Here is a 22,771-nt window from a genome sequence, read left to right as displayed (position 1 = left end):
ACATCTATTTTCAAAAATATTTTATATCTTTACCCCGCGTAAAGGTCTTAGAAAGAACTTAATAAGAACAAAAACCGCAATGACCTATAAGAGACTCATTTACATATCAGCACTCATCTTTACAGCCGCTTGCTCAACAGGTAAGTACATTCGTGAGGTGCCCTATCATTATTCTACGGATAGCTTTCGCAAAGCCGCGCAAGCTCATAAGGACAGTATAGACGCCAAATACACAGAAAGCAATTACAAGGATGAGCAGCTTTCAGATGAGGAAATACGGCTTAAAGAGAAGTATTCCATCATCTTAAAGATGATGCCACAGGATATACGCAATTATCCCTTATACGCTTATATTGATGCTTGGATAGGTACGCCTTACAAGCCGCAGAGCTTGGATAAGAAAACAGGCGTTGATGCTTCTTACTTTGTACAAGCACTATTTAGTGATGTTTACAAAGAGACTTTTCCTAAAACTGCTGATGGTATATTCCGCTCTAAATCTTTACAGCTCTTTACAGGAAGGGATTTTTTAAAAGAAGGTGATATATTGTTTTTCAGATATTCCAAAGAACAACCTATCTCAGATGTGGGGATATACCTACACAACGACCGTATCTTAGCCTGCACTGAGGAAGGGTTAAATATCTATGATTTTAACGACCCTTATTTTCAGTTGCGCTATGTAGCTGCTGGGAGACTAAAACAAGAGCAAAAAAAGTAATGGCAACAGACTTAGAACATATCGCCCAAGAAATCACTGCTTTGAAATACGACATCAAGGCAGAAGTCCTTGTCAGTGACCTGATACAACACAAACATATCAAAGAAAACCAGTGTATTGTAGAGAAAGAAGGGCAGTTTTCACGCAGTTATCGCTTTGATGTGTTGGATGCTTCTGTAAAGGACTATCTCTACGATGCTACTCAGATGCTTTACATAAGTCTCTCCCGTGATAGTCTGTATGATACCTTACCAGAAGGAATGGTACACAGCAAGAATGCAGATACCTCAAAGAAAGGTATAGAGACAATGGTTAAGGAGTATCGCCAGCAGAAGGAGGAAGAAAAAGCAGCGAGATTATTCTTTGCGCCTTTGGAGAATGAGCTGTTTCAATTCAATGTACAAACTGAAATCTTTGAGAGTTCGTTCTTAAAAGAAATCAATAGCACCCTTGCTCCTGATGTACTGTACACCCTATGGAATGTCCCTATGAGCTTTGAGCCAGTATTAGCCTCAAAGTTTATCAGCATATTACCCTATGCACATAAGATTATAGGCGACCTTGATAAGACTTGCGAGGTACTATCACTGCTTATTGGTGAAGAGGTCAAGGTAAATATCAGAGAATATGGCAACTATGCAGATACTGCCCAAGATACCCTACTTGGGAGTTGCTATTTAGGCTTGGATACGATTGCAGGTACTGATTATACAGATTACACCAAGCATTTGGACTTGCAAATAGGTCCTTTGCAGCAAACTGAGTTACCTCAGTACCTACATCAAGGAGCTATTAAGGAGCTTTTGGCGTTTTTCTATAGACACTTTTTCCCTATGGAGGTAGAGGTAACCACAGAGGTGCTACTGCCCAAGGAAAAGCAGTCATCAACCCTAAATGCAACAGAAAGTCCCTCCTATTTGGGATACAATACTTACCTAACAGAAATTAAAGCAGATTAATATTACAATATACTATGAACCATATAAAGAAATACTTTGGACACTTACTTGACCCGCAATTGATTATCATTGTGCTGGTTATCATAATGGGCTGCGTCGCCTTAAAGATGTTTTTTGCCTCAAAGGTAGATGGTTTTAAGGAAAAGTATAAAACCAAGTTCTATATCTATATAAGTGCAGCCGTATTTGTTTATGCAGTTGTATCTCTGATGGGCTATAGCCGCCTTTTTATAGACAACAACCTATATGAGTTTATCTTTTATCAGATAGCTTCATTAGGACTGGGAATACTCCACTGCTTTTTATACCGCTACTACTTTAAGAAGTTTGAGTCAAAAGAGGCACTCACAGAGTATCTCTTTGCTATCCTGATAGTAGCTTTTGCAAGCATTCCATTCTTGCTTATTTATTCTTTCCTCAATGATGTAATCTTTGCTTATTGGATGTTGATGCATTTCTTGTGGTTTTTTGTACCTACCTTGCTTAATGACAGTTTTAACAGAGCTATCAGCATACCTCCTGTGGAGTACGAGTCTTGGCAGTTCCCTGCTGATTACAAACAAAGAGGAAGTATCAAGGATGAGGAAATGCGTGATTTGGTACTCATCTCTTTAGTAGTAAAGAAGGAAGAAACAGATGAGAATTTCAGTTCTTTTAGAGCTAAAGCACCCTCACGTATTGATTTTGGGAGACTTTTCTACAGTTTTGTATTAGACTACAACGAAAAACACTTTAATGAACCCATACAAACAGAAGATGACAATGGCTTGTGTCATTGGATATTCTATTTGCAACCTAAATGGTATGAGAAAACGCGGTTTATTATCCCTGATGGCACACTTCTTTCCAATAACATCGTTGAGAACAGTGTAATATTCTGTATACGAAAAGAAGGCGTAGACAATAAACTTAAAGAAGAGGAGGAAGAGGAAGAAACCTATGAATTTCAATAGTATAACCCTAAAATGATACGCTTATGAGTAGAATATACAAGGTAAAGAAAGGGGATACCTTACAGTTGATTGCTGAGAAGCTTCAAATCTCAGTAAATGACTTACGGCATTATCACAATATGCGTTGTGAGTTATGGGAACTATTGGAACAAAAGCTAACCTCTAAGACAGAGCGCATTATAGTTCCTTCAGAAGAAGAACTCGCTATTTTGCAAGGACATCAAAAGGCTGTACAAAAAGAATTAGAGCGTCCTTCCCGTTATTTGGATAAGAAGTTTTATGCAAAGGACTATAAAGTAAAAGAAGTAGTCATCACCTCAGATAAGGAAGTAAAAACAGATTATTCCCTTTCTTTGCAGATGGAGAAAGCAGAGAAAGGGTGGAGTATGATTGTAAATACAACTTATGAGGAAGCTGATACCAAATTCACCGAGTTAGCAACGGCTTGTATGCAGGCGATGCAACCATTAAAGTACCATCTATCTATAAATGGAGGTATCACAGATATAGAAAACCACCGAGAAATCATTGAGCGATTTAGGCAAAAACGTACTGATATAGAAGGTTATTTTGAAGGAAAATTAACCAAAAGCTATACCAATGCTTTCTATGAAAAACTGATAGATAAGGAATATATGATAGAACGCTTACAGATGTCGTTCTTAAATCAGGTACTCTTTCCTCGTATGGAGTGGTTTCATAAGGACAATGAAAAGTGGGAAGAGGAGTTTTGCCCTGTGCAGGGCAGTGCTTTTATTCCTTATGAGTTAGAAGCAGAAGTGGTATTTGAAAAAGAGGAAATTGTAACAATTGTAAAGGGTGAGTTAAAGAGGAATTATAACCTATGGGATTTGTTGGACGGTATTAGAGCTATAGATGATATAACTCCCATTAGAAGTAGTTTTGAAATTACATATAGAACCCAAAGAGATACACAGCAACTTCTCAAAATAGATGCAGAGATAACGCTCTATAATGAAGGAAAATTGTATAGAAAGAATAGTATCAATCTAAAATCTATAAAACACTAAAAATATGCCAGACAAAATAGCAATTACATTCGATGAAAAAAATAAGCCAACAACCAAAGGAGGAACTTTTTACGTTACCATAAATGACGAAAAAACTTCTAAAAGATATAGATGGTGTATCTATAAGAAGGGAAATGGTAATCCTTTTATTAATGAGATAAAAGAAGATAAAAAACCATTGAAACCAATGAAATTTGGATCTTTTGGAAAAGACGGAGGTACATTTATCATTAAAATATATGATATTGAAAAAGTAAAAGAAAAAAAAAATTCTGAGCTAAGTAATTTCTCAGAAGAGGCTTCTCTTGAAATAGAGATTAAAAAAGAAGAAGAAAAGGTAACAACAAGGCATAATATAGAACCTAAAATTTTAGAAGTACACCTTATGAAAGAGGGTGAAGGTAGTATAACAAAAGTAAGTTATCAAGACACTTTGATTGCTTTTGCAAAAACACAAGGATTACAGGGAAAAAAGATACATTTTCATCTATGGGAAAATGATAAACAAGAAAATGATTCAAAACATAGTTATTCAACTAAAGAATTTTCGGCTGAAGTTGAAGCTGATAACATAGCAAGGTTAAGAATCCCCTTAATAACCCATCAGAAAACATTACAATATCTTGCAAATCGTTATTTACCACAAGGAGCAAATGGTGAAGGTACAGAACACGAGTTTTGTGTAACTGCAAGTTTTGGAATTTTAGAAAAACATAGTAATGAGGTTCAGGTAAAAAGAGAAATACAAAAGGCTTATTTTGTTGATAAGGATAAAAATAAAATCACTAAAATAGAAGTTGGAGATGTCATTCAAGTATGTATAGAGTCTACAGGTATGATAGGAGCTGCCGTCAAGTATACTATTTGGGAGAAAGATGGTAAAACAAAAAAGGAAAGAATGGAAGAAGACGATCCTGTATATCAAAGTGGTCTTTTCTATTTATGGGAAGATCAATATTATTGTAATAAAATAACAGTTGATAAAGAATTTTTTGAACGAGGTAAGTATCTCTGGGAAGGAGATTCTGAAAGTCAGAACTACTCCATAGAGGTACATACTTTTAGAGATAGCAAGAAAAGTAAACCTTTTGAACTTGTATATGAAGATGTAGAAGTCAAATATGGTAAAAGCCCTGTAAAAGTAGAGGTTGGAGAAGTAAAGAAGGAAGAAAAGAAAGAAGAAAAGAAAGAAGAAAAGAAAGAAGAACCATTAGAAGAAGGGGCTTGCCCATATTGTCATAAAAAGCATATTGATTTACGTAGTAAGATAAAATTTAAACCTCAAGGAAAAGGGAACTTAAATTGTAATCTAACTTGTAGAGAAATTTTAAGCGGTATAAAGGAAGTGAAAAAAGATGAAGATGAAAACAAACAAGTCGTAACAACAACAGTAATTATGCCAGAAGGAGCTGGAATAGAATCTAAAGCTTATCCTAATAATAAATGGTATGAGTGTGAGTTTCAGTTAGCTGATGAAAACAAAGAACGAAATAAATTAATTTTTAGAGATATAGAAAAAATAAATAAAGCTTATGAATATTTAGATAAATCCTTGGAACATGGACTTCCTGTTATGGTTGGTGTGAATCATACATTTAATTATAAACCGAAGGATAAAATAGATAAAGAAGGTAAAAAATACAAAGATTACATCAATGAAACCACAACAGATCATTATGTTGTTATAGTAGGAAGAGAATGTGATAATGGTAGTATAAAATACAGATTTTGGGATGTAGGTTCTTCAAAAGGAGATAACGATTGGTTTTTTGAAAAACAAGAAGATGGAATATTTACAGCCTCTAAAACACATAATTCAAAAGAATATACAATAACACAAATAAGACGAAATAGAAGAAAAATAACAGAAGAAATAATAAACAAAAAAACAAATGAAAAAACAAATGAAAAAACAAAAAATGAAATTATTACTTATTAGTTTATTTTTAATAGGGACAGTGAGTTCTTGTGAAAATGTTGTTAATAATAACACTGAAAAAGATCCACTAAATGAATCATTAAGTATCGAATCTGATACCAAAATAAACAATCCACTAGCGAACAAAAAGTTTTATTATTTAGATAAAAAAGAGGAGAATGGGGAATTGAGGCTCTTAATATACCCATATCTTGAAGACGATTATGATATGGCTAAAATTATTTTTACTGACTCAATGCTTATTGATGGTTGGAATATTATGGAACCACATGAGTGGAAAATAGAAAGGGTTTCCCAACAAGATTCTCTTTTAATCTATTACTTACAAATGATGTATTATCCAGAAACTCAAGATACTTTTTATTTTAATTATAATGAAAAAAAAGGTATTTTATATAGAAAGGATAGAGATACGACTTATATTTTAATAGATTCTTTAAAGAGTAATAGTGTGAGAAAAGTAAAAGCAGAGTTGATACCATGATTTATATCTCAGTTATGTTCTAAAAAAAATAGAATCTATATTTCTATAAAAAACCTTACCTTTGCAACAAAATTAACAAGATAGAACAATGAACAATCTACTCACCCATTATCTTGTGAATTGGATAGACGGAATGAAGCTAAGCAGCAGGCATTTTACTGCTGTGCAGGACTTTGTTACCGACAGCATTAGAGATGCCATAGCCTTGCAAACCACAGACCTTAACTACGGCTTACAGCCAGTGGAAGGCGATGCGGTAAAGATGCACGTGCTGATGGATCACTACAATCAGCTGCAACTAACCCTTGAAGAATGCCACGCTGTTACTCCTAATGGAATACGTATACAAATCAGTGCCTCACAAGAAGGACAAACCTTAACGCTAAGCAAGGATATGACAGAGATGAAGGGTAATGCCACCTTCTTCGTGTTTATCACCGCTGAATTGTTTAAACCAACTCCTTACGGAGAGGCAGCGGCACAAGAATACCCACCGCGTATTCCTTTTTTGCGCCCTACCTACTCCCTTTACCTCTATACAGATGAAGAATTAAAGAATAAGGATTTGGGTGATGGTTACCTTATGATAGGTAGGGTGATTATGGACAATGGACAAGTGCGTTTGGACGATACCTATATACCCCCTTGCAGCTGTGTGATAGCACATCCTTCCTTACAAACCCTCTACCATCGCATTCGTAGCTTTTATGCTAAGATGGAGAACTATGCCATACAAATCTCACAAAAGATCCATATCAAAAAGCAGAATAACGAGCTATCAGCAATGATAGACAAGATAAATGAGCGTATGTTGGTGTTTTTAGGGCAGGAAATCAATCGTTTTGAACTGCTGTCGCCTTATAACCCACCTTGCGAATTACTGCTTTCAGTAACAGCCTTTGCACGTATTGTGAAGAACTTTACAGATGCTCATTCAGGCGCAGGCAAAGAGGAACTGCTGAACTATTTTTCTGAGTGGTGCAACCTTACCCAAGGTGCTTTTGAGCAGGTATTCAATACCCTTATCAACACCCACTACAACCACAACCATATCCGCAAGCATATCAAAGTAGCAGAAGAGTTTATGGACTTGATAGAAGACTTGTACAACAACCTAAGCCGCTTGGATTATATCGGTAAAAAACCTGATGGCGGTATATTTGTGGCTGAAACAACCAATGAAAATCAAGATATAGTAAGGCGTACCCGCAGCCTATTGGTAGATTAATTTGTTAAATAATTAAAGTTATAAATACTATGGAAATAGTCAATAAAGAACAACGCACAAAAGCCTATTGGTTTTTCGTCCTCTTTTTTGTCCTCACAGTTACCATTGTGGTGGTAGCGATGTTTGCCAATGTGCACTTCCCTTTTGAGGAAAACAAATTGCTTAAGGAGAAGAACGCCAAGTTGGAAAAGGATATCGCCATACAAAACCATTTCGCTGCTGATTTAGAGAAGGTAAAAGTCGCGATGGACTCCATTGGGGTATCCAATCTTAAAGACGATTTTTTCAATGAGAAATTAGCTTTTTCTATTTTGACAGATATGTATAAGCCTTTCTTGAAGAGTGATACACTGACCAATAAGAATATGTACAACAACACCATTCTTATTTGTAAGCAGTATATTGATGCTAAAAAGCACATCAAAAAACTTACTGCTGATAGGGTTTTGTTGGATAGCCTAAACGACATCAATCAGATCCTACAAGAGGAATACGATAAGATGAAAGTAGACTTAGAGGTTTGTAAGCAACTATATCAAAATCAGTAAGTAAGCCAATGCCACAGAGAACGTATATCGCTATAGCTTTTGCACTTTTAAGTTGGCTTACCACAAAAGCACAGTCCTTACCTTTGCCACAACCTAAGGTGATGGAACAGTGCGATGTCAGTCAACCTAAAACCAAATTAAACGGCTTGCCGTATGTAAATGTCCCTCCTATGTACCTGAGAGTGGACAATGAGGAGTACACTTACGCCGCTTTGCAATTAGGAAAGAGGAAGAATAGTATCTTCCTATTTTTGAATATACTTGCCCCTTCCACTTGTCTGAAAAAGGAAAAGATTGTAGATGTCTATTTTGAGTCAGGAGAGATGATAAGCCTTAAGAATCAGTATCCACTCAATTGTGATGGTTATTTTGTAAGACAACTAAGCCGCTCAGAGCTTAAAAAGATGCGTAATGATAAGATTACAAAGATTTTAGTGTATTCATTCCAAAAAGTGTACGAGTTCTATCTGGGAGAAGGTGGAGATAAAGAACTCAAAGAACACTTAAAATGCCTTTATTACTATCGTTTAACCACTAATTAAGAGCCGTTATGTCCTTTATGGAACTTGACCTAAATATCCGAATGAGTGAAAACCCGCTGGCATTAAACAAGAGCGATGCGGGTGAGGAGGTAGTGGTAGTACGTGAGGAAAGCAGATTTAAACAGCATACCATCAGTATGCTTATCTCAGATAAGGAAGCAGGCAGTGTGCAGCTCAATATAAACGGTACTTTATTAGAAGTGCCTACCTACAAACTCACTATAACCGATGATAAAACAGAAGAGATAAAGGTGTTTCAGATAACAAGGGATATTCCTCACTTTACAGAAGAAAAGCAGCATAAAAGCCTACTTTCGTTTATAGGCATCAAGCGTTTTGATACGACTTCCTATTTGTATGAGAATATCTGCTTTGAACCCGACAAGGACGGTATCACTGAATACACACTAAGCAAATACCGAAGGAAGACCGAAGACAGCCTCTCTTATACTTTTACTCACGAGGGACAAACTGTTCTCTTATATGCTGGTGATATTGAAAACTTTCAAAAGCCCAATGATGTGGATTACTTCTTTATCATTGTAGATACGCATGATGGACAGAGTTTTATCGGCGATATACACTACCGCGAGCAGCTACTCAAACTCACCCCCAAGGTACAATTGCAGCTTATCAAGCGCAAACAACTCACCAAAGAGATAGAGTACACCCAAAAGGGACAGATAAAAAAGAAAATATATTTATGATGATGAAAGGCACTTACTACAAAACCCCCATAGACTTCAAGGCACTGATAGAGAAGCGCGACCTTGCTAAGACCACGTTAGAGACCTCCATTGACCAGCAACTCTTCCTACTGGCTACCACAGCTTGGGGAGAGTGTAAGTTTGATGAAGGCTTTGGCATAGGCTTTTGGGAAGCAGACTTTGATATGCTTAAAAGTGATGCCAACCTAAAACTCTTGGTAAAAGAGAGTTTAAAAGAAGCTATACAGCGATACGAAAAACGTCTATTCGTGCAAGAGGTTGAAGTAGAGGTAACCAATCAAAACCTGAGTACCTTAGAAAAGACCCGTACAAAGAAGAAAGTAATAATCTATATCAAAGGATTTATAAGAGAGACTAACAACCCTTATGAGTATAGAACACACTTGTTTATAGCACCTTTGTCTTATTAATAAACACATCTAAAAATGAATTAAAGATGAATCAAGATAGAATAAGAGACCGCATATTAAGACGTGCCTCACGTATGTGGGGCTATAGTGAGAGCGAAACAGAAAACTCCTTTGACCCTTTGGTGGGACTACTGATTTCGGCTTGCGCCTCAGAACTTGAAAAACTCAGCTTTGAACAAGAAAACTCACGCGCAAGGATTATAGACCGCATTTTAGAGGTGATGTTCCCTGAAGAAGTTGCTGGGGCACTCCCTGCACATACAATCTTGCAAGTATACCCTTCCCAAAACAACAAGCCTATCTCATTATATAACAGCTTTGCAACAAAGAAAAGAGTTCAAGATATCTATAACCCTCAAGATACTAAAGAAATAGATATCACTTTTTTTCCAACGATTCCCTTAAAACTCACTACTGCCAAAGTAAAATATATCGCTTATGGCAATGAACTGATAGAACAAGAGAGCTTTTTCTTTGATGAGCAAATAGCCAAAGGAATAAAACCACTCCCAGTAGGTGAGCTATGGATTGGAATAGAAAATACCAATAATGAACCTTTGGAAGACCTTCAGTTTTTTATCAATGTGAACAACAATGAACATAAAGAACTCTTCTATCACTATTTAAAATTAGCTACTGTAAGTGCTCAAAACAAGAAGTTTACGCTACTCAATGGATACAATGTTGCAGATAAACACCTTGATTTAGAGCATATCATTACCAAAAATAATAACTCATTAACCTCTATATACAATGAGGTCAATCAATTCTATCAGCCTAATTTCTATACCCTTAAAGGTGTATTAGAACCTATTAATTCAGATAGAGATGAAGAAGTGGTATCTCAGTTATATAGTCATTTTCCTAATATAGAAGAGCAGATCAAGGAAAACATTCAGTGGATTAAATTAGTGTTCTCCACGGTAGTACACTCAGAGGTTTTTCGCAGTGTCCGCTTTATGCTCAATTGTGTGCCTGTCATCAACATAGAACACAGAAAATTCTCACAAATACTCAAAGGAAGTCTTAATATATTTCCATTACCCACAGAGCATCACTTTTTGGATATTGATTATATTATTGATAGCTACCAGAATAGAATTGACTTAAAAAACCACCAAAGCAAAGAGCAAGATACCGTTGCAGTGGTCAGACGAGGAGGAGTTGCCCGACTTGACAACAGAGAGGCAACCGAGCTATTGCAATACCTTTTAGAGGTTATAAAAAATGAAGCTGCAGCCTTTGCTGCTGTTGGAGGCGATTACACTAAGGATGTGCTAAAAGAGATTTTTCAGCATATAGCCTCTTTGGAGCAGAGAAAAGATAAACAAGGTATCGTAAAGGATAACAATACATATCTTATCATTTCCACTACTAAGAGCGAAGAGCAAAATAACTGTGAGGTAGCTTTCTGGCATACCTCAGGAGCGGAAGGCAATGGACTAAGAGCAGGAACAAAATGTAGCCCACCTACTCAAACTTCTTATTTTACAGCACCTGCTACTATCCTAAAAACCTCAGTAGGCGGTAGAAATAGACTCACTTCTGAGGAAAAACTCTTAGAGCTAAGAAGTGCCTTGCTCTCACGCGGTAGGATAGTAACCATCGCGGATATAGAAGCTTTTGGGATGAGCCATTTTAAGAGTGCTATAACCGCCATTGAGGTAACAAAAGGCACTAAGAAAGAAGTATCTACTACCCAAGGCTTTAGCCGTACTATAGACATCTACCTTACAAAGAGTGATACTGTAAAGAATATGGAGAGAGAAGAATGGGACTACCTTAAAGAGAGTTTTATGCTAAAGCTAAAAAACGCCTCTGCTAATATGTACCCCTATCGACTTTTTGAGAGGGGGTAAGAACTCTCCCCTCACCCAATAGCTTATATGCACACTATATAAACACTATGTATGTAAATTCCGTATATAAGATGTATATAGGTTTGCGAGTTATCTACTTTTGATGGTGGAATATCACAAAAAAACTCACGAATCTGTTAAAGTTTTGTTAAACTTGATAAAAGCTCTTGTGTGTTAAATAATATTGCGTAGTTTTGCACCGAGATGCATCTATAGATTTATCCATTCTTGGATTTGAATGGGAAAGTAGGTGCGAAGAAGCGTAATAAAGAAACAATATTAACTTAATACATAAATACTATGGCAGTTAGCAGTAAAGGTATAGGCGGAAATGAAGTCCCCTTAGATGCCAATGAGGCAATTGCAGACATTCCTCAGAATAGAACCCTGATAGCACAAAAGCTAACAGCAGATGACCCCATCAAGCCAGAGCTGGTAGAAGGGCTTACTACTGTTGAAAAAGTGTTTGAACATTTTAAGCCACACGTAAATATAGATTTTGAGGATGCCCAAGGGGCAATGAAGAAAGAAACGCTTTCTTTTGCTAATCTGGGAGATTTCGGAGTAAAAGGCATTACAGCGCAAAGTAGCTTTCTTACAGGTTTAGAGACAGAAAAAGACCAATTGCAGAAAATTGTCAAGCAACTCAAGAGCAATAAAGTGCTCAAGGCAGCTTTAGAAGACCCTGAAGCCAAGGCGGCGCTGCTCAGTACCTTGCAGGGACTAATTGGTGAATTAGAAGAAAAGAAATAGTTTAGTGATTAATTTAATATATTAGAAACAATGGCAGATAATGCAGCTAAACAAACACAAGGTGCTCCCTTAGCGCAACAAGGGAAACCTGTTTCAATAGAAAAATCCATTGAGGCTTTAGCACGCTATGGCGGATTTGACCTTTTAGAGAGTTCTATTGAGAATATCCAAAATGTAAATCCTGAGCGCAAAGCGCGTAGAAATATCTTTTTATCAGAGGCTAACAAAGCCAAAGAGCGCGAGACCTTGAAAAAAACTTTAGAGTTATGGCTCAATGTACTTAGCGATAATGAAACAATCACTGATATGGTTGCCTCTTGTGAGGATCAGAAAAAAGCCTCTGAGGAATTACTCACAAAGAACTTGGCTTATGCTGTAGACGCCACCAAAGAATTAGAAGCTAACTATCGTACAGTAGCCCTATTCTATAAAAACACCGAAGAAGATAAGGTTAAGAATGTAACGATTGTCAATGCTACTCTTGACCAGTTAAAAGATTTAGACAACACCCGTTTTATTGATGCTGTCCACGCAGAACTTACTGATAATTACGATAGATTAGACCTTAAAAACAACTACTCTATCTTGGTTATACCAGGTTACTTAGGTTCTAATGCAGTACTTGAGAAATGGGCTAAAATAGCACATAGCAATAAGGTAATGCTCGTTACCGACTTCCAACACTTGGATGAACCAGATGATGTAATGGAAATGTTTGACGAGGCAAACCACACAGGAGGAGATGTATACCGCTCTAATGTACTGATGACTTGTAATTGGCTTGTAGGTCGTGGGCGTTTTGAAGAAATAGAAGAAGCAGATGATTTATTTGTACCCCCTTCAGCAGCTTTGGCTGGTAAGATTTACAAGACATTGATGTCTCAGGTAACAGCGGGTAAGAAATTTGGGGGTATCAATGAAGTAGAAGGGGTGAAGTTTGACCTTAAGAAGAGTGAGATCGCGAACTTAGAGAGTTTGGGACTTATCCCGATGGTCAATGAATACGGCAAGGTAATGGCATTTTCAGCCAAAACCTTATTCAATGGGGATAATATAGGTTTGCAGACCTACTCAGTGGTACGTGTGTTTGATTATGTAACCAAAGTACTAATGGATTTCTTGAACAGACGCGCTTTTGAGAACTATTCCTCAGTAACCCGTAAGGAGATTATGGGACAGATAGTTCGCTTTTTAGATAGCATCACAGGTCCTTATAAGCTGATTGAAAAGTTTGAAATCAAGCGATTTGAGCAAGATGCTATACAAAAAGACAAAATCCATTTGGATATTCATATGACCCCCTACTTCCCAGCAAAGAACTTCCTCATTAAGATGGATGGACAAAAGGGTGATGATGGCAACGAGTGGGATGTAGAATATGCACAGAATTAAAGAAGAATCAAAAATATATAATATACATAATTATTGTAATTAAGATGATAAATTAAGAAAAGCCAATTGAAAATTAATAGAGAGTAAGGAGAGAAAGAAGGCAAAATATATTTTCCATAGTTGGTAGTATTAAGTATTTAAATTTTAAAATATATTTAACATGGCATTTAAAGCAAAATTAGTGGTTGCGGGTAAAGAGCGCAACATTCTTTCCGTAGACTACGGAATGTTACAGGAAACCGATGCGTCAGGCAGACCATCAAGTATCTCAAGAGGTGGAAAGATCCACATCACTGTGGAAAGTACAGGGGATACCGACCTCTTTGAGTGGATGACCAATTCTTTTGAAAGAAAGGATGGGAGTATCGTCTTCTTAAAACGAGACAGTGAGGCAACTTTAAAAGAGTTGAAGTTTAAAGAGGCTTATATTGTTAAGTACCAAGAAGATTTTGATGCTACAGGAAATCAACCTCTTAAAGAAACCTTTACGCTTTCAGCTAAAGAGATTGAGCTTGGCACAGGCAAACACGTCAACGAGTGGGTGTAGCATTAGGTAATTTATTTTATTAACTCTTTAATTTTCTAAAATTATGGCTTTTAAGGCAAAATTAAAAGTAGCAGGCAAGGAGTTTAACATCCTTAAAGTGAGCTACGCGTTGTTCCAAGAGACAGACGCAACAGGAAGACCGTCAAGTGTTGCCCGAGGAGGTAAGATTGACATAGAGATTGAAGGCACTGAGTCGCCTGAGTTTTTTGAGTGGATGGTTAATTCGTTTGAGAGAAAAGACGGCAGTATCGTCTTCTTAAAACGAGATAGCGAGGCAACGCTTAAAGAACTCAAATTTACTGAGGGGTATTTGGTAAAGCACAGAGAGAACTTTGAGGCTTCAGGACAAAAACCTCTGACGGAATCCTTCACAATCTCTGCTCGTAAGATAGAGATGGGTACAGGTGCGTTTGAGAACGAATGGGTTTAGAAGTATAGAGAGCAGGTGTGAGCAGTTCATACCTGCTCTTTCTACAAGTATACAATAAATAAAGATACAAAGTATTAATAGAACAACTCAAAAATAAAAAGATTAGATTATGTCGTTTCTTGCAAAATTAGAATTAGATGATAAGACTTACAATGTTTTGGAGTGTGAATACGATTTCACTCAAAATATTGATGAAACAGGTAAACCCAAGGGAATGCCTTATGGTGGTGAAATATCCATTAGAGTAGAGAGTACAGGAACACCTGAACTGCTCAATTGGATGTTAGACCACAACCAAACTAAAGATGGTAAAATTATTTTTTACCGTAGAGATGCTATGAGTAAGCTCCAAGAAGTGCTTTTCAAAAAAGCTTTTTGTATTAAATACAAAGAACATTTTGATGCGCAAGGTACTGAGCCTTTGCAGATAGAAATACGACTCATCGCACAAGGATTTGATGTAGGTGGGGTAGCTCACAATAAGATGTGGAGAGGATAAAGCTATTTTAAATTACTAATACTAATATCTTAAAGAGCATTTTTTTATGGAGTTAAAAGATTTCAAATTAAAAAGTTTTACAGAGTTTCTTAATGATAAGACCAATCCTGTGGTTTATTGTCTGCTCAGTTCCAATGGCAAAGATTTCTTAGCCAAAGAAAGCTATAAAGTAGAGCTACACCAATACAATTGCCAGCACGATACCTTTACCATTGAAACCCCAGAGGACTCGTTTGATAAGTTCCACGAATACATTATGGAGCACTCTCGCGATCTGCTTGGCGATCCTCTTACCATTAAGTTTTATCAGTATGGCAAGGTAGTACAACACTTCTCGGGAATTATCACTAAGATTCATTGTAAACGAAAGACAGGAGGCGGCTATGGCACGCTCTATATCTCAGGCAATGCACCAAGCATTCTCTTAGATAGCGGTAAGGAATGTCAATCTTATGAGAATAAAACACTACAAGAAATCGTTGCAGCGGCTACCCAGGAGTATGATGAGTCCGCAAAAGTGGATACCTCAGCAGGGGTGAATACCACAAGGACGCTTCCTTATACGGTACAATACCAAGAGTCTGACTACGACTTTATTTGTCGTTTGGCTAAGTATTACGGAGAATACTTTTATTATGATGGCAGTAAACTTATTTTTGGCAATAAACTCCAAGAGACCATTGAATTAGGTGAGAACCTGAACCTGATTGATGAAGAGTTCTTCTTAGAGGTAAAACCACAGGATTTTCAGTATATAAACTATAATATACATCAAGGAACATCTGAAAATAATGACTCACGAGATGCTGCTAATGAGTATAAGAATAACCCTATACAAACTGATGCAAAGAATGCTTCTAAAAAAATCTATAAAAAGATCCCTCAAAAATATCACTCGGCTACTTCATTAGAGCAATCAAGTATAGATTTAGAGGATGTAGTACGCTTAGAGAAAGACAAACGCGAATTGTTGCTCAAAGTAAAAGGACAAAGCCGTGACCCGCGTCTCAGGATGAATACCTTTGCGTGTCTTACTGATATTAATGCACGTGCAATGGAGACTTATAGGGTGGTAAAAATATCACATTATCACAGTGGTATGGAGTATTACAATTCCTTTGAGGGTATCCCGATGATGCGTACGCCTGCTGATTTTGATGAGAATGCTTTTCCTCGCAGTGAGCAGCAACCAGCAATTGTAAAAGACAACAACGATCCTTTAGGAATAGGACGTGTACGCGTGCAATTCTTATGGCAGGCAAAACGCAATGAAATGACCCCTTGGATACGTGTAGTGCAACCTTATACAGGAGGTGGTAAAGGTTTTTATTTTATCCCTGAAATAGGTGAAGAGGTAATGATAGATTTTGAAGGAGGCAATGCCGAACGTCCGTTTGTGCTTGGAGCGCATTATAATGGTGAGGCAAAGAGTGGGTATCACAATGCTGATAACCGTGTAAAGGCAATTCACACCAAAAGTGGACATAAGCTCATCTTTACTGAAGATGAGAGTATCCTGCTTACTGACAAGAATGGCAATGTGATTAAGTTAGATACTCAAGGAAAAAACATTGAGATTTCTGCTCCTGAGACAATTAATATCACTGCTAAGAACATCAACTTAAAAGCAAGTGATAGCATTGATTTAGATGCCAGTGTAAATATCACCGAAACGGCTGGAAAGGCTAAGAGAAGTGATATTTGTGGGGATATGTTTGTATATGTGAATGGTGCTTTAACTGAGGTGATTGAGGGTGATTTGCATAGTGAAACAAAAAAAGGGAAAACTATGCTAAATAGTGGAGAAGGAATTGAAACTATTTCTGAGAAAAACATAAAAAGAAATGCAAAAGAACAGATAAAGACCAATAGCGGAGAAAAGTCAAAACTATAATAACTATGAGCAGAACAAGAATTGTAAAAGGCAAAACAACTGAAATCATTGGAGGAGATTATAGTATATATTCATTAAATGGAGATATAGTAGAAAAATCTCAAAAATTGATCATTGAAGATAGTCCAGAGATAATTTATGGGAAGTACGAAAAGTATACTACTACTTTTTCTAAATTAAAGAGAAGTAATTATAAGTTAGAAAGTTCTTTTGCTTTAGAACAACTTTTTTATTTTGCGGGAAAAGATAGTATGATAATGTTTTATTTTTTAATGGTTGATATTTTTGGAAGAGATATACCAATAGAGGCATATGAACAATTGTATAAGGATGCAAGTGATAAAAAGAGTAGTATAAATCCACAAATTATTGTGGTTGAAAAATTACTAGGCTCTTTTATGGCAGCATACTATATGGGAGAAAATGAAGATTTTAAAAACAAAATTCTTGTCTCAGAGTATTTTATAGATTTTGCCCTAAAAAACAATGAGAAAAGTCAAATGTTAATGCTTGCTCTTGTTGAAGAGTTTGGGCACCATCTTGATTATCTATTGCGTTATAAATACTCTTCTATAGGTGGAGATGCTATAGGTGATGAAGGAGCCAAATATACTTCCACTGCTAATAAGACATATAATAAGTTTTTTATTGATCCTTTTGAAAAAAAAGAACAACCTTATGCAAGACTGACAATAAAAGGAAAGATAAAACAACTTGTTTGGGATTTTTCTGATATTCATTTAGCTTTGAAAGAATATGTTGATAATCGTATAGAACTTGATGATAATGATTATGCTGATTATGAGTTTTTTTCAGCAGGAAAAGGAAATTCTATACATGGATTTGGACATAGATATATCGAAAACAAAGCATTTGAATCTATTAAATGGGAAGAGGAGAATGAGGAAACCTTAGTTAAAGATCAAATCTATTTAGGGAATTGGTTACGAGATTATTCCCAATTTGTAGATCCTATGGTTATTAGACCAATGGCAAACATTTTAGCTTCTGATATTTCACAATTTGATTACAAAAAAATTTCAGAAAAACTTAAAAATCTATTTGATGAAAATAAACTTAGAAAAGGAAATAACAATTGTGGATGTGATATAAAGGTAAAAAAGAGTATACCAACTGACTTCGAATTTTCTTTGTTTCCCCCTAATTTTTCTATAACAAAATGGGATGAAATAAAATTAAATCCAGTCAAGTTCAGTAGAGCTACTATAACAAACTTAGTAGGTTATCTAGCTCTGAAAGAATTTGGGGAAATAAAAATTAAAGAAGATGAAAAAGGGAATAAAAAACCCTCTAATTATTTTAAATATATAGAAAAATTTAGAAGTCGTTTCATTTATATAACTCCTGAAATTTTAGGAGTTTATCGACCTGAAGAACATATAGATAATCCTTATGCTTTAATAAGAAAATCAGGAGAAAAGAATGTTAATAATAAGTTAGATTGTGATTTTGTTAAAGACCCTATTGATGCTCAATGGGATAAAAATAAAACTCATGGAACAAGAAAATATATCCGTACTGATAATGAAAAAGATGAAGATATCTTTCCATTTCCAACATCTTTTAAATGTTTCAAAGATTTTATTAATAAATCTGATCCTAACAGCGTTATAGGAAGAATTAATTTTGGTGCTGCATTACATATCTTAGAAGATTATTACGCACATAGTAATTTCTGTGAATTAGCTGTTATGAAGGTATATGATCCTAAAGTTTATCCTTGGGATAATCCTAGTATGACTTCTTTAAAAAAAACAAAAAATTCCAAATTAAAGAAAGGAGAAAAAATTAATTATTCTAACTACTATATACAAACAGGTAGTTTTAATAGATTAGATACTATAGCAAGCATTTTACCTAAATTAAATGAGCATTTTTTCTCAGTTACTATTAAAGATGAAAAAGAGATAGAGAAAGGAGAAAGAACTTGGAAAGATGCTTTCATCTATGAAATACTAAAAGATATATCTTCTGCACAAGATACTGACGCATCAGAAAGTAATCCTAACTATAAAGGGAAAAAGAATGATTCATATACAAAAATATATGATAAATATTTGTGTATTAGAGATGCTTATGTTGAAAAACGTGATTTTGGTTTTTTTGGAAAACATTCTTATAAAGATATTTTGGAAATCTTTGGTATTTTTAACTTTTTAGAAGATTATATCCGAATAGCTAAAAATGCTCTAACTCATTTTTTAATTCTTTCAGCAACTAGTTTAATTGATGACTATCAGACTTTTTTATATTCAGAATTACTAAAAATAGAAGATGAAGAACATCCATTTTGGAAATTAAATGAATATGGACCTTCTCATACACAATTAGCAAAAGATAGTGGACTACAGCCTCTGCATGGATTAGCTATTGAATGTGCAACAGAAGCTGTTACAAAAGTTTTAAAAATTTTTCTTGATAAGAAAAAAACACTTGAAGATAAGAAAACAGAAATAATTAATATAGTAGGAGAGTATATGCAACATCCAATATATACAGATTCAATGGATGATATTGTATTAAAATGGTGTGAAAAGAATGAGTTTAAATTATCATTAACACATGAGCCTAGTATTCTTTTATGGGGAATTAAAACTTCTATAGATGAAATAGAATCTTTCTCAAATAAAATAATAGAGACAAAAGGTATAAAGAATGTGAATATCAGTAAGATAAATGACATTGTAAATAATATAAAATTTTTGAAAAATATGGAACTAAATGCTGATGAGTATTTTTCTATAAAAAATAATGCAGATGGAATAATTTTCTTAAGAAACAAACTTAAAGTATTATGGAAAAAAAATAATATGGATTCTAATCTATTAAATACAAAAGTCCATCATAATCATTAAAATTATATTGTAATATGAGAAATATTATATACCTATTTTCTATTCTATCTGTTAGTTGCCAACAATTTACAGGATATTCATCTAACAGTCCTAATATTGATACACTCAGTACTAAAAACTACACTTCTGATACAGGAAATCACTTCCGTGTGGAAGAAGATACTATATTGTACTACAACGGGAAGCAGTTCCTTTTAACAAACTCAATACAGGAGTTGATAGGAATCATCAATGTACCTTATAGAAAAGAAGAAATGATTGAAAACACCTCTATTTCAAAGCGTTGGTATTGGAAAAAAGGAGCTCTGGCTTATTGGTATAGTGAAGATGATGGTGGTATTCGTTTTTTCAAGAGTAAAGAAGACTACGAGAATGTAGATATAAGCGCCACCGAATACTCCTCAGAAAAAGAGATGATAAGAGCACAAGGAATGTATGATAGCCTGTATGTGAAGGAATACCCAGAGAAAGTGCTATCTACTTTTTATATATGGGATGAATTAGGCTTTAATATTTCTACACGAGGTACAAGCGATACTATTGCAAGAATTTGTATATTCCCTCTACCTATGCGAGCCATAAGGAGTCCTTTTAGCAAAAATAAACCTAATAGCCAGCCAAAAGCCATAGCAGCAGAGAAAAAGGACTATGAAGATTACACAAGAAGTCTTCCCAAAGGTGCTTTTAAAGGAAAAATCACTTATAATGGAAATACTTGTGATTTCTCACAACTAAAAGCAACTGATTGGGATAAAATGGTAAAACAATTGGGGCTTGAAGGTGCATACTATGATGACCCTGGTGATTCAAAACAATGGAGTAGGAGGAATAGATCTTACGAAGTTCATATTACCTTTAATCGTATGACTAATGAAGGATCTATCGATTACCGCTCTCCTGATGAGGTTGGTAGTATAGATTTTGTGGAGAAAATCATTATATCTAAGTAACAGTATTTATCCCTCCTTCTCCACCAAATACCTCAGCTCAGGATCGTTGGCGATGCGTTCTTTTTCGCGTTCAATGATTTCAACGACATCTAACTTTATTTGACGGTAATTGGCTTCTACCTGTTCTTTGGTAGTGTCGTTGCCGTTGGCATCGGTAAAGGATAGGACTTCAGGGATTTTCTGGTAGGCTTTGGTCTCAGCAGCTACTTTCTTGTTATCTACTATAATCTGAGCGTGGAATATCTTCTGCTCAATACGCTCGTCAAAGTTGTCAGAGACTGCCCCAACGAACATTCCTTGGGTGAGGTTCGCAATCTTACTGGCAGGGATAAGACTATCCAACTGCGTGGATATAGAGGTAGAGGTGTCATTGCGGTTAATCGTAGTAGATTGCCTTTTCTGCAATACCTTTCCAAAACGTTCAGAAAGGGTTTTAGCTGTTTCCCCTACTACTTGTCCGCTAAAAATATTCCCTACAGTATTCTGTATTACCTTGCTTTCCTTATCGCCATAATCACGGGTGAGCTGTGAATAATCTTGAAAACCTAAACAAACAGCTACTTTATTGCTTCGGGCTGTGGCTATTAGGTTATCCAATCCCCTAAAATATATCGTTGGCAGCTCATCAATAATCACTGAGGATTTGAGTTGTCCTTTCTTGTTGATGAGCTTTACAATACGCGAATTGTACAAACCCAAAGCTGCCGAATAGATATTCTGCCTATCGGGATTGTTGCCTACACAAAGGATTTTAGGTTCTTTGGGGTTATTGATATCCAACGAAAAATCATCGCCTGTCATTACCCAATAGAGTTGAGGCGAAATCATTCGAGAGAGCGGAATTTTAGCACTGGCGATTTGCCCTTGTAGCTGGTCTTGTGCGCCACCTTGCCAAGCATCCATAAAAGGCGATAGGTAATTCTCAAGTTCGGGGTACGAGGTGAGAATAGTAAAGACATCGGCATAAGGCTTGTTTAATAGCTCGATGGCGTGTGGAAAGGTACAGTACTTACCACCTTTGTAAATCTTCAAAAACCAAATAATAGCTGCCAATAGAATGATAGGCGACTCTACAAAGAAATCCCCTTGCTTTTGAATCCACGAGCGGTTGAGATTGAGCATAATCGTATAAGCAGATTCATAAGCATCGGAAATATCACTCATAAAGTTAGGGTTGATAGGGTTACAACGATGACTACGACGAGGATCATCAAAGTTTATCACATAGAACTTGGGCTTGACCTTGTACTTATCTAAATGCTTTAAGAGGTGATTATAGGCAATGGTAGAGAGGTCATCAAACTTGAAGTCGTAGATGTACATTGCAAAACCTTTCTCAATCTGTTGTTTGATATAGTTGTTCACTATGGCATAAGACTTCCCTGAACCAGGAGTACCCAGCACTATGGTTGCCCGAAAGGGATTTACCACATTGATCCAGCCTTTGTTCCACTTCTTGCGGTAGTAGAACAAAGTAGGTAGATTCACAGAATACTCGTTTGTCATCAGGCGTGTTTCCTGCATAAACGACTCGTTTTCATTGTTGAAAACATCATCTAAAAGGTTGTTTTTTAACAAGCGACTCATCCAAGAACCTGCCATAAGGAGCGCTATGTAGCCCAAAGATAGAGTAAGGATATAGAAAAAGGCAACCACTGAAGCAGGAAGGCGCAGGTATAAAATCCAAAAATTACCAAAGTAAAGAGCAGCTCCTACCCCCAGAGCGATGTAAATCTTTCGCCAAGTAATCTTGTCATTTTTTACACCTGTTGTTCCCAAACAGCTCAGGGCTAAGAGCAGGAGGGCAAAGCATTTGGTGTATAGCGGGTGAGAGAACAGTCCTGCTGTTCGTTGGAAGTTGGTCAGGATTCTATCTACTACGGCTAATATCCACTTTTCGCCTTGGAAAAAGCCATAACAATACCAATAGAGGTGCATTAGTACTATGAGAATACTTACTGCACGCATAAAAGCCATAATCTTGGCTAATGCTCTTAAATCATCATCGTTTTGCATATTTGTTTCTGT

Annotated in this window: 21 protein-coding genes; 20 read left to right on the top strand and 1 reads right to left on the bottom strand. The window is 36.0% G+C overall.

Translation table 11 applies throughout. From position 1 onward, the window contains the following. Positions 1-79: 79 nt before the first annotated feature. The 20 genes from Q0162_RS12065 (at position 80) to Q0162_RS11970 (ending at position 20,743) form a co-directional block, all read left to right on the top strand. Positions 80-721, top strand: a complete 642-nt coding sequence (locus tag Q0162_RS12065) for an NlpC/P60 family protein (protein ID WP_106098051.1) — start codon at positions 80-82, stop codon at positions 719-721. Next, positions 721-1,680, top strand: coding sequence for a type VI secretion system baseplate subunit TssG (locus Q0162_RS12060; RefSeq protein ID WP_297892115.1), 960 nt, complete (start codon positions 721-723; stop codon positions 1,678-1,680). The genes Q0162_RS12065 and Q0162_RS12060 overlap by 1 nt, the downstream gene beginning before the upstream one ends. A 14-nt stretch (positions 1,681-1,694) precedes the next feature. Beyond that, positions 1,695-2,633, top strand: coding sequence for a TssN family type VI secretion system protein (locus Q0162_RS12055; protein ID WP_129588211.1), 939 nt, complete (start codon positions 1,695-1,697; stop codon positions 2,631-2,633). Between the two features lie 23 nt (positions 2,634-2,656). Beyond that, positions 2,657-3,664 carry a LysM peptidoglycan-binding domain-containing protein gene (locus Q0162_RS12050; protein ID WP_106098048.1) on the top strand — a complete coding sequence of 336 codons (1,008 nt, stop codon included), beginning with the start codon at positions 2,657-2,659 and terminating at the stop codon, positions 3,662-3,664. A gap of 4 nt (positions 3,665-3,668) precedes the next feature. Further along, the gene (locus Q0162_RS12045) at positions 3,669-5,603 is read left to right on the top strand and encodes a hypothetical protein (protein ID WP_297892109.1); all 1,935 of its coding nucleotides are present in this window, start codon (positions 3,669-3,671) and stop codon (positions 5,601-5,603) included. After that, complete coding sequence (locus Q0162_RS12040; RefSeq protein ID WP_297892107.1) at positions 5,569-6,087, top strand: hypothetical protein; 519 nt, start codon at positions 5,569-5,571, stop codon at positions 6,085-6,087. Before Q0162_RS12045 ends, Q0162_RS12040 begins: the two co-directional genes overlap by 35 nt. 88 nt (positions 6,088-6,175) lie before the next feature. Next, a complete protein-coding gene (locus tag Q0162_RS12035; protein ID WP_297892104.1) occupies positions 6,176-7,315 on the top strand; it encodes a hypothetical protein in 1,140 nt (379 codons plus the stop codon). A 29-nt stretch (positions 7,316-7,344) separates the two neighbouring features. Continuing rightward, complete coding sequence (gene tssO / locus Q0162_RS12030) at positions 7,345-7,863, top strand: type VI secretion system TssO (protein ID WP_016421288.1); 519 nt, start codon at positions 7,345-7,347, stop codon at positions 7,861-7,863. A gap of 8 nt (positions 7,864-7,871) precedes the next feature. Beyond that, positions 7,872-8,405 carry a hypothetical protein gene (locus Q0162_RS12025; protein WP_106098045.1) on the top strand — a complete coding sequence of 178 codons (534 nt, stop codon included), beginning with the start codon at positions 7,872-7,874 and terminating at the stop codon, positions 8,403-8,405. An 8-nt stretch (positions 8,406-8,413) separates the two neighbouring features. After that, positions 8,414-9,112 (top strand): hypothetical protein, encoded by a 699-nt coding sequence (locus Q0162_RS12020; RefSeq protein ID WP_106098044.1) that lies wholly within the window; start codon positions 8,414-8,416, stop codon positions 9,110-9,112. Continuing rightward, the gene (locus tag Q0162_RS12015; RefSeq protein ID WP_106098043.1) at positions 9,109-9,543 is read left to right on the top strand and encodes a GPW/gp25 family protein; all 435 of its coding nucleotides are present in this window, start codon (positions 9,109-9,111) and stop codon (positions 9,541-9,543) included. Before Q0162_RS12020 ends, Q0162_RS12015 begins: the two co-directional genes overlap by 4 nt. A gap of 26 nt (positions 9,544-9,569) precedes the next feature. After that, positions 9,570-11,402, top strand: a complete 1,833-nt coding sequence (locus tag Q0162_RS12010; protein ID WP_106098042.1) for a type VI secretion system baseplate subunit TssF — start codon at positions 9,570-9,572, stop codon at positions 11,400-11,402. A gap of 300 nt (positions 11,403-11,702) precedes the next feature. Next, the gene (locus Q0162_RS12005; protein ID WP_016421283.1) at positions 11,703-12,155 is read left to right on the top strand and encodes a hypothetical protein; all 453 of its coding nucleotides are present in this window, start codon (positions 11,703-11,705) and stop codon (positions 12,153-12,155) included. A 30-nt stretch (positions 12,156-12,185) separates the two neighbouring features. Further along, positions 12,186-13,547 (top strand): DUF5458 family protein, encoded by a 1,362-nt coding sequence (locus tag Q0162_RS12000; RefSeq protein WP_016421282.1) that lies wholly within the window; start codon positions 12,186-12,188, stop codon positions 13,545-13,547. A gap of 160 nt (positions 13,548-13,707) precedes the next feature. Continuing rightward, entirely contained in the window at positions 13,708-14,094 is a 387-nt protein-coding gene (gene tssD / locus Q0162_RS11995) for a type VI secretion system tube protein TssD (protein WP_009412188.1), read from the top strand. Between the two features lie 43 nt (positions 14,095-14,137). After that, positions 14,138-14,524 (top strand): type VI secretion system tube protein TssD, encoded by a 387-nt coding sequence (tssD, locus tag Q0162_RS11990; RefSeq protein ID WP_009744733.1) that lies wholly within the window; start codon positions 14,138-14,140, stop codon positions 14,522-14,524. A gap of 109 nt (positions 14,525-14,633) precedes the next feature. Further along, a complete protein-coding gene (tssD, locus tag Q0162_RS11985; RefSeq protein WP_009412186.1) occupies positions 14,634-15,023 on the top strand; it encodes a type VI secretion system tube protein TssD in 390 nt (129 codons plus the stop codon). Between the two features lie 46 nt (positions 15,024-15,069). Then, positions 15,070-16,917 (top strand): phage baseplate assembly protein V, encoded by a 1,848-nt coding sequence (locus tag Q0162_RS11980; protein ID WP_106098041.1) that lies wholly within the window; start codon positions 15,070-15,072, stop codon positions 16,915-16,917. A gap of 5 nt (positions 16,918-16,922) precedes the next feature. Then, a complete protein-coding gene (locus Q0162_RS11975; RefSeq protein WP_297892092.1) occupies positions 16,923-19,793 on the top strand; it encodes an HET-C-related protein in 2,871 nt (956 codons plus the stop codon). 14 nt (positions 19,794-19,807) lie between these two features. Then, a complete protein-coding gene (locus Q0162_RS11970; protein WP_034544229.1) occupies positions 19,808-20,743 on the top strand; it encodes a hypothetical protein in 936 nt (311 codons plus the stop codon). A 6-nt stretch (positions 20,744-20,749) separates the two neighbouring features. Here Q0162_RS11970 and mobC read toward each other — a convergent pair whose 3' ends face one another. Continuing rightward, entirely contained in the window at positions 20,750-22,759 is a 2,010-nt protein-coding gene (gene mobC / locus Q0162_RS11965) for a conjugal transfer protein MobC (protein ID WP_106098038.1), read from the bottom strand. Positions 22,760-22,771 lie beyond the last annotated feature (12 nt).

Origin of the sequence: uncultured Capnocytophaga sp. (assembly GCF_937936315.1) — a bacterium.
In the GTDB taxonomy this organism is placed as follows: Bacteria; Bacteroidota; Bacteroidia; order Flavobacteriales; family Flavobacteriaceae; genus Capnocytophaga.
This window is presented reverse-complemented; position numbering and strand designations above follow the sequence as displayed.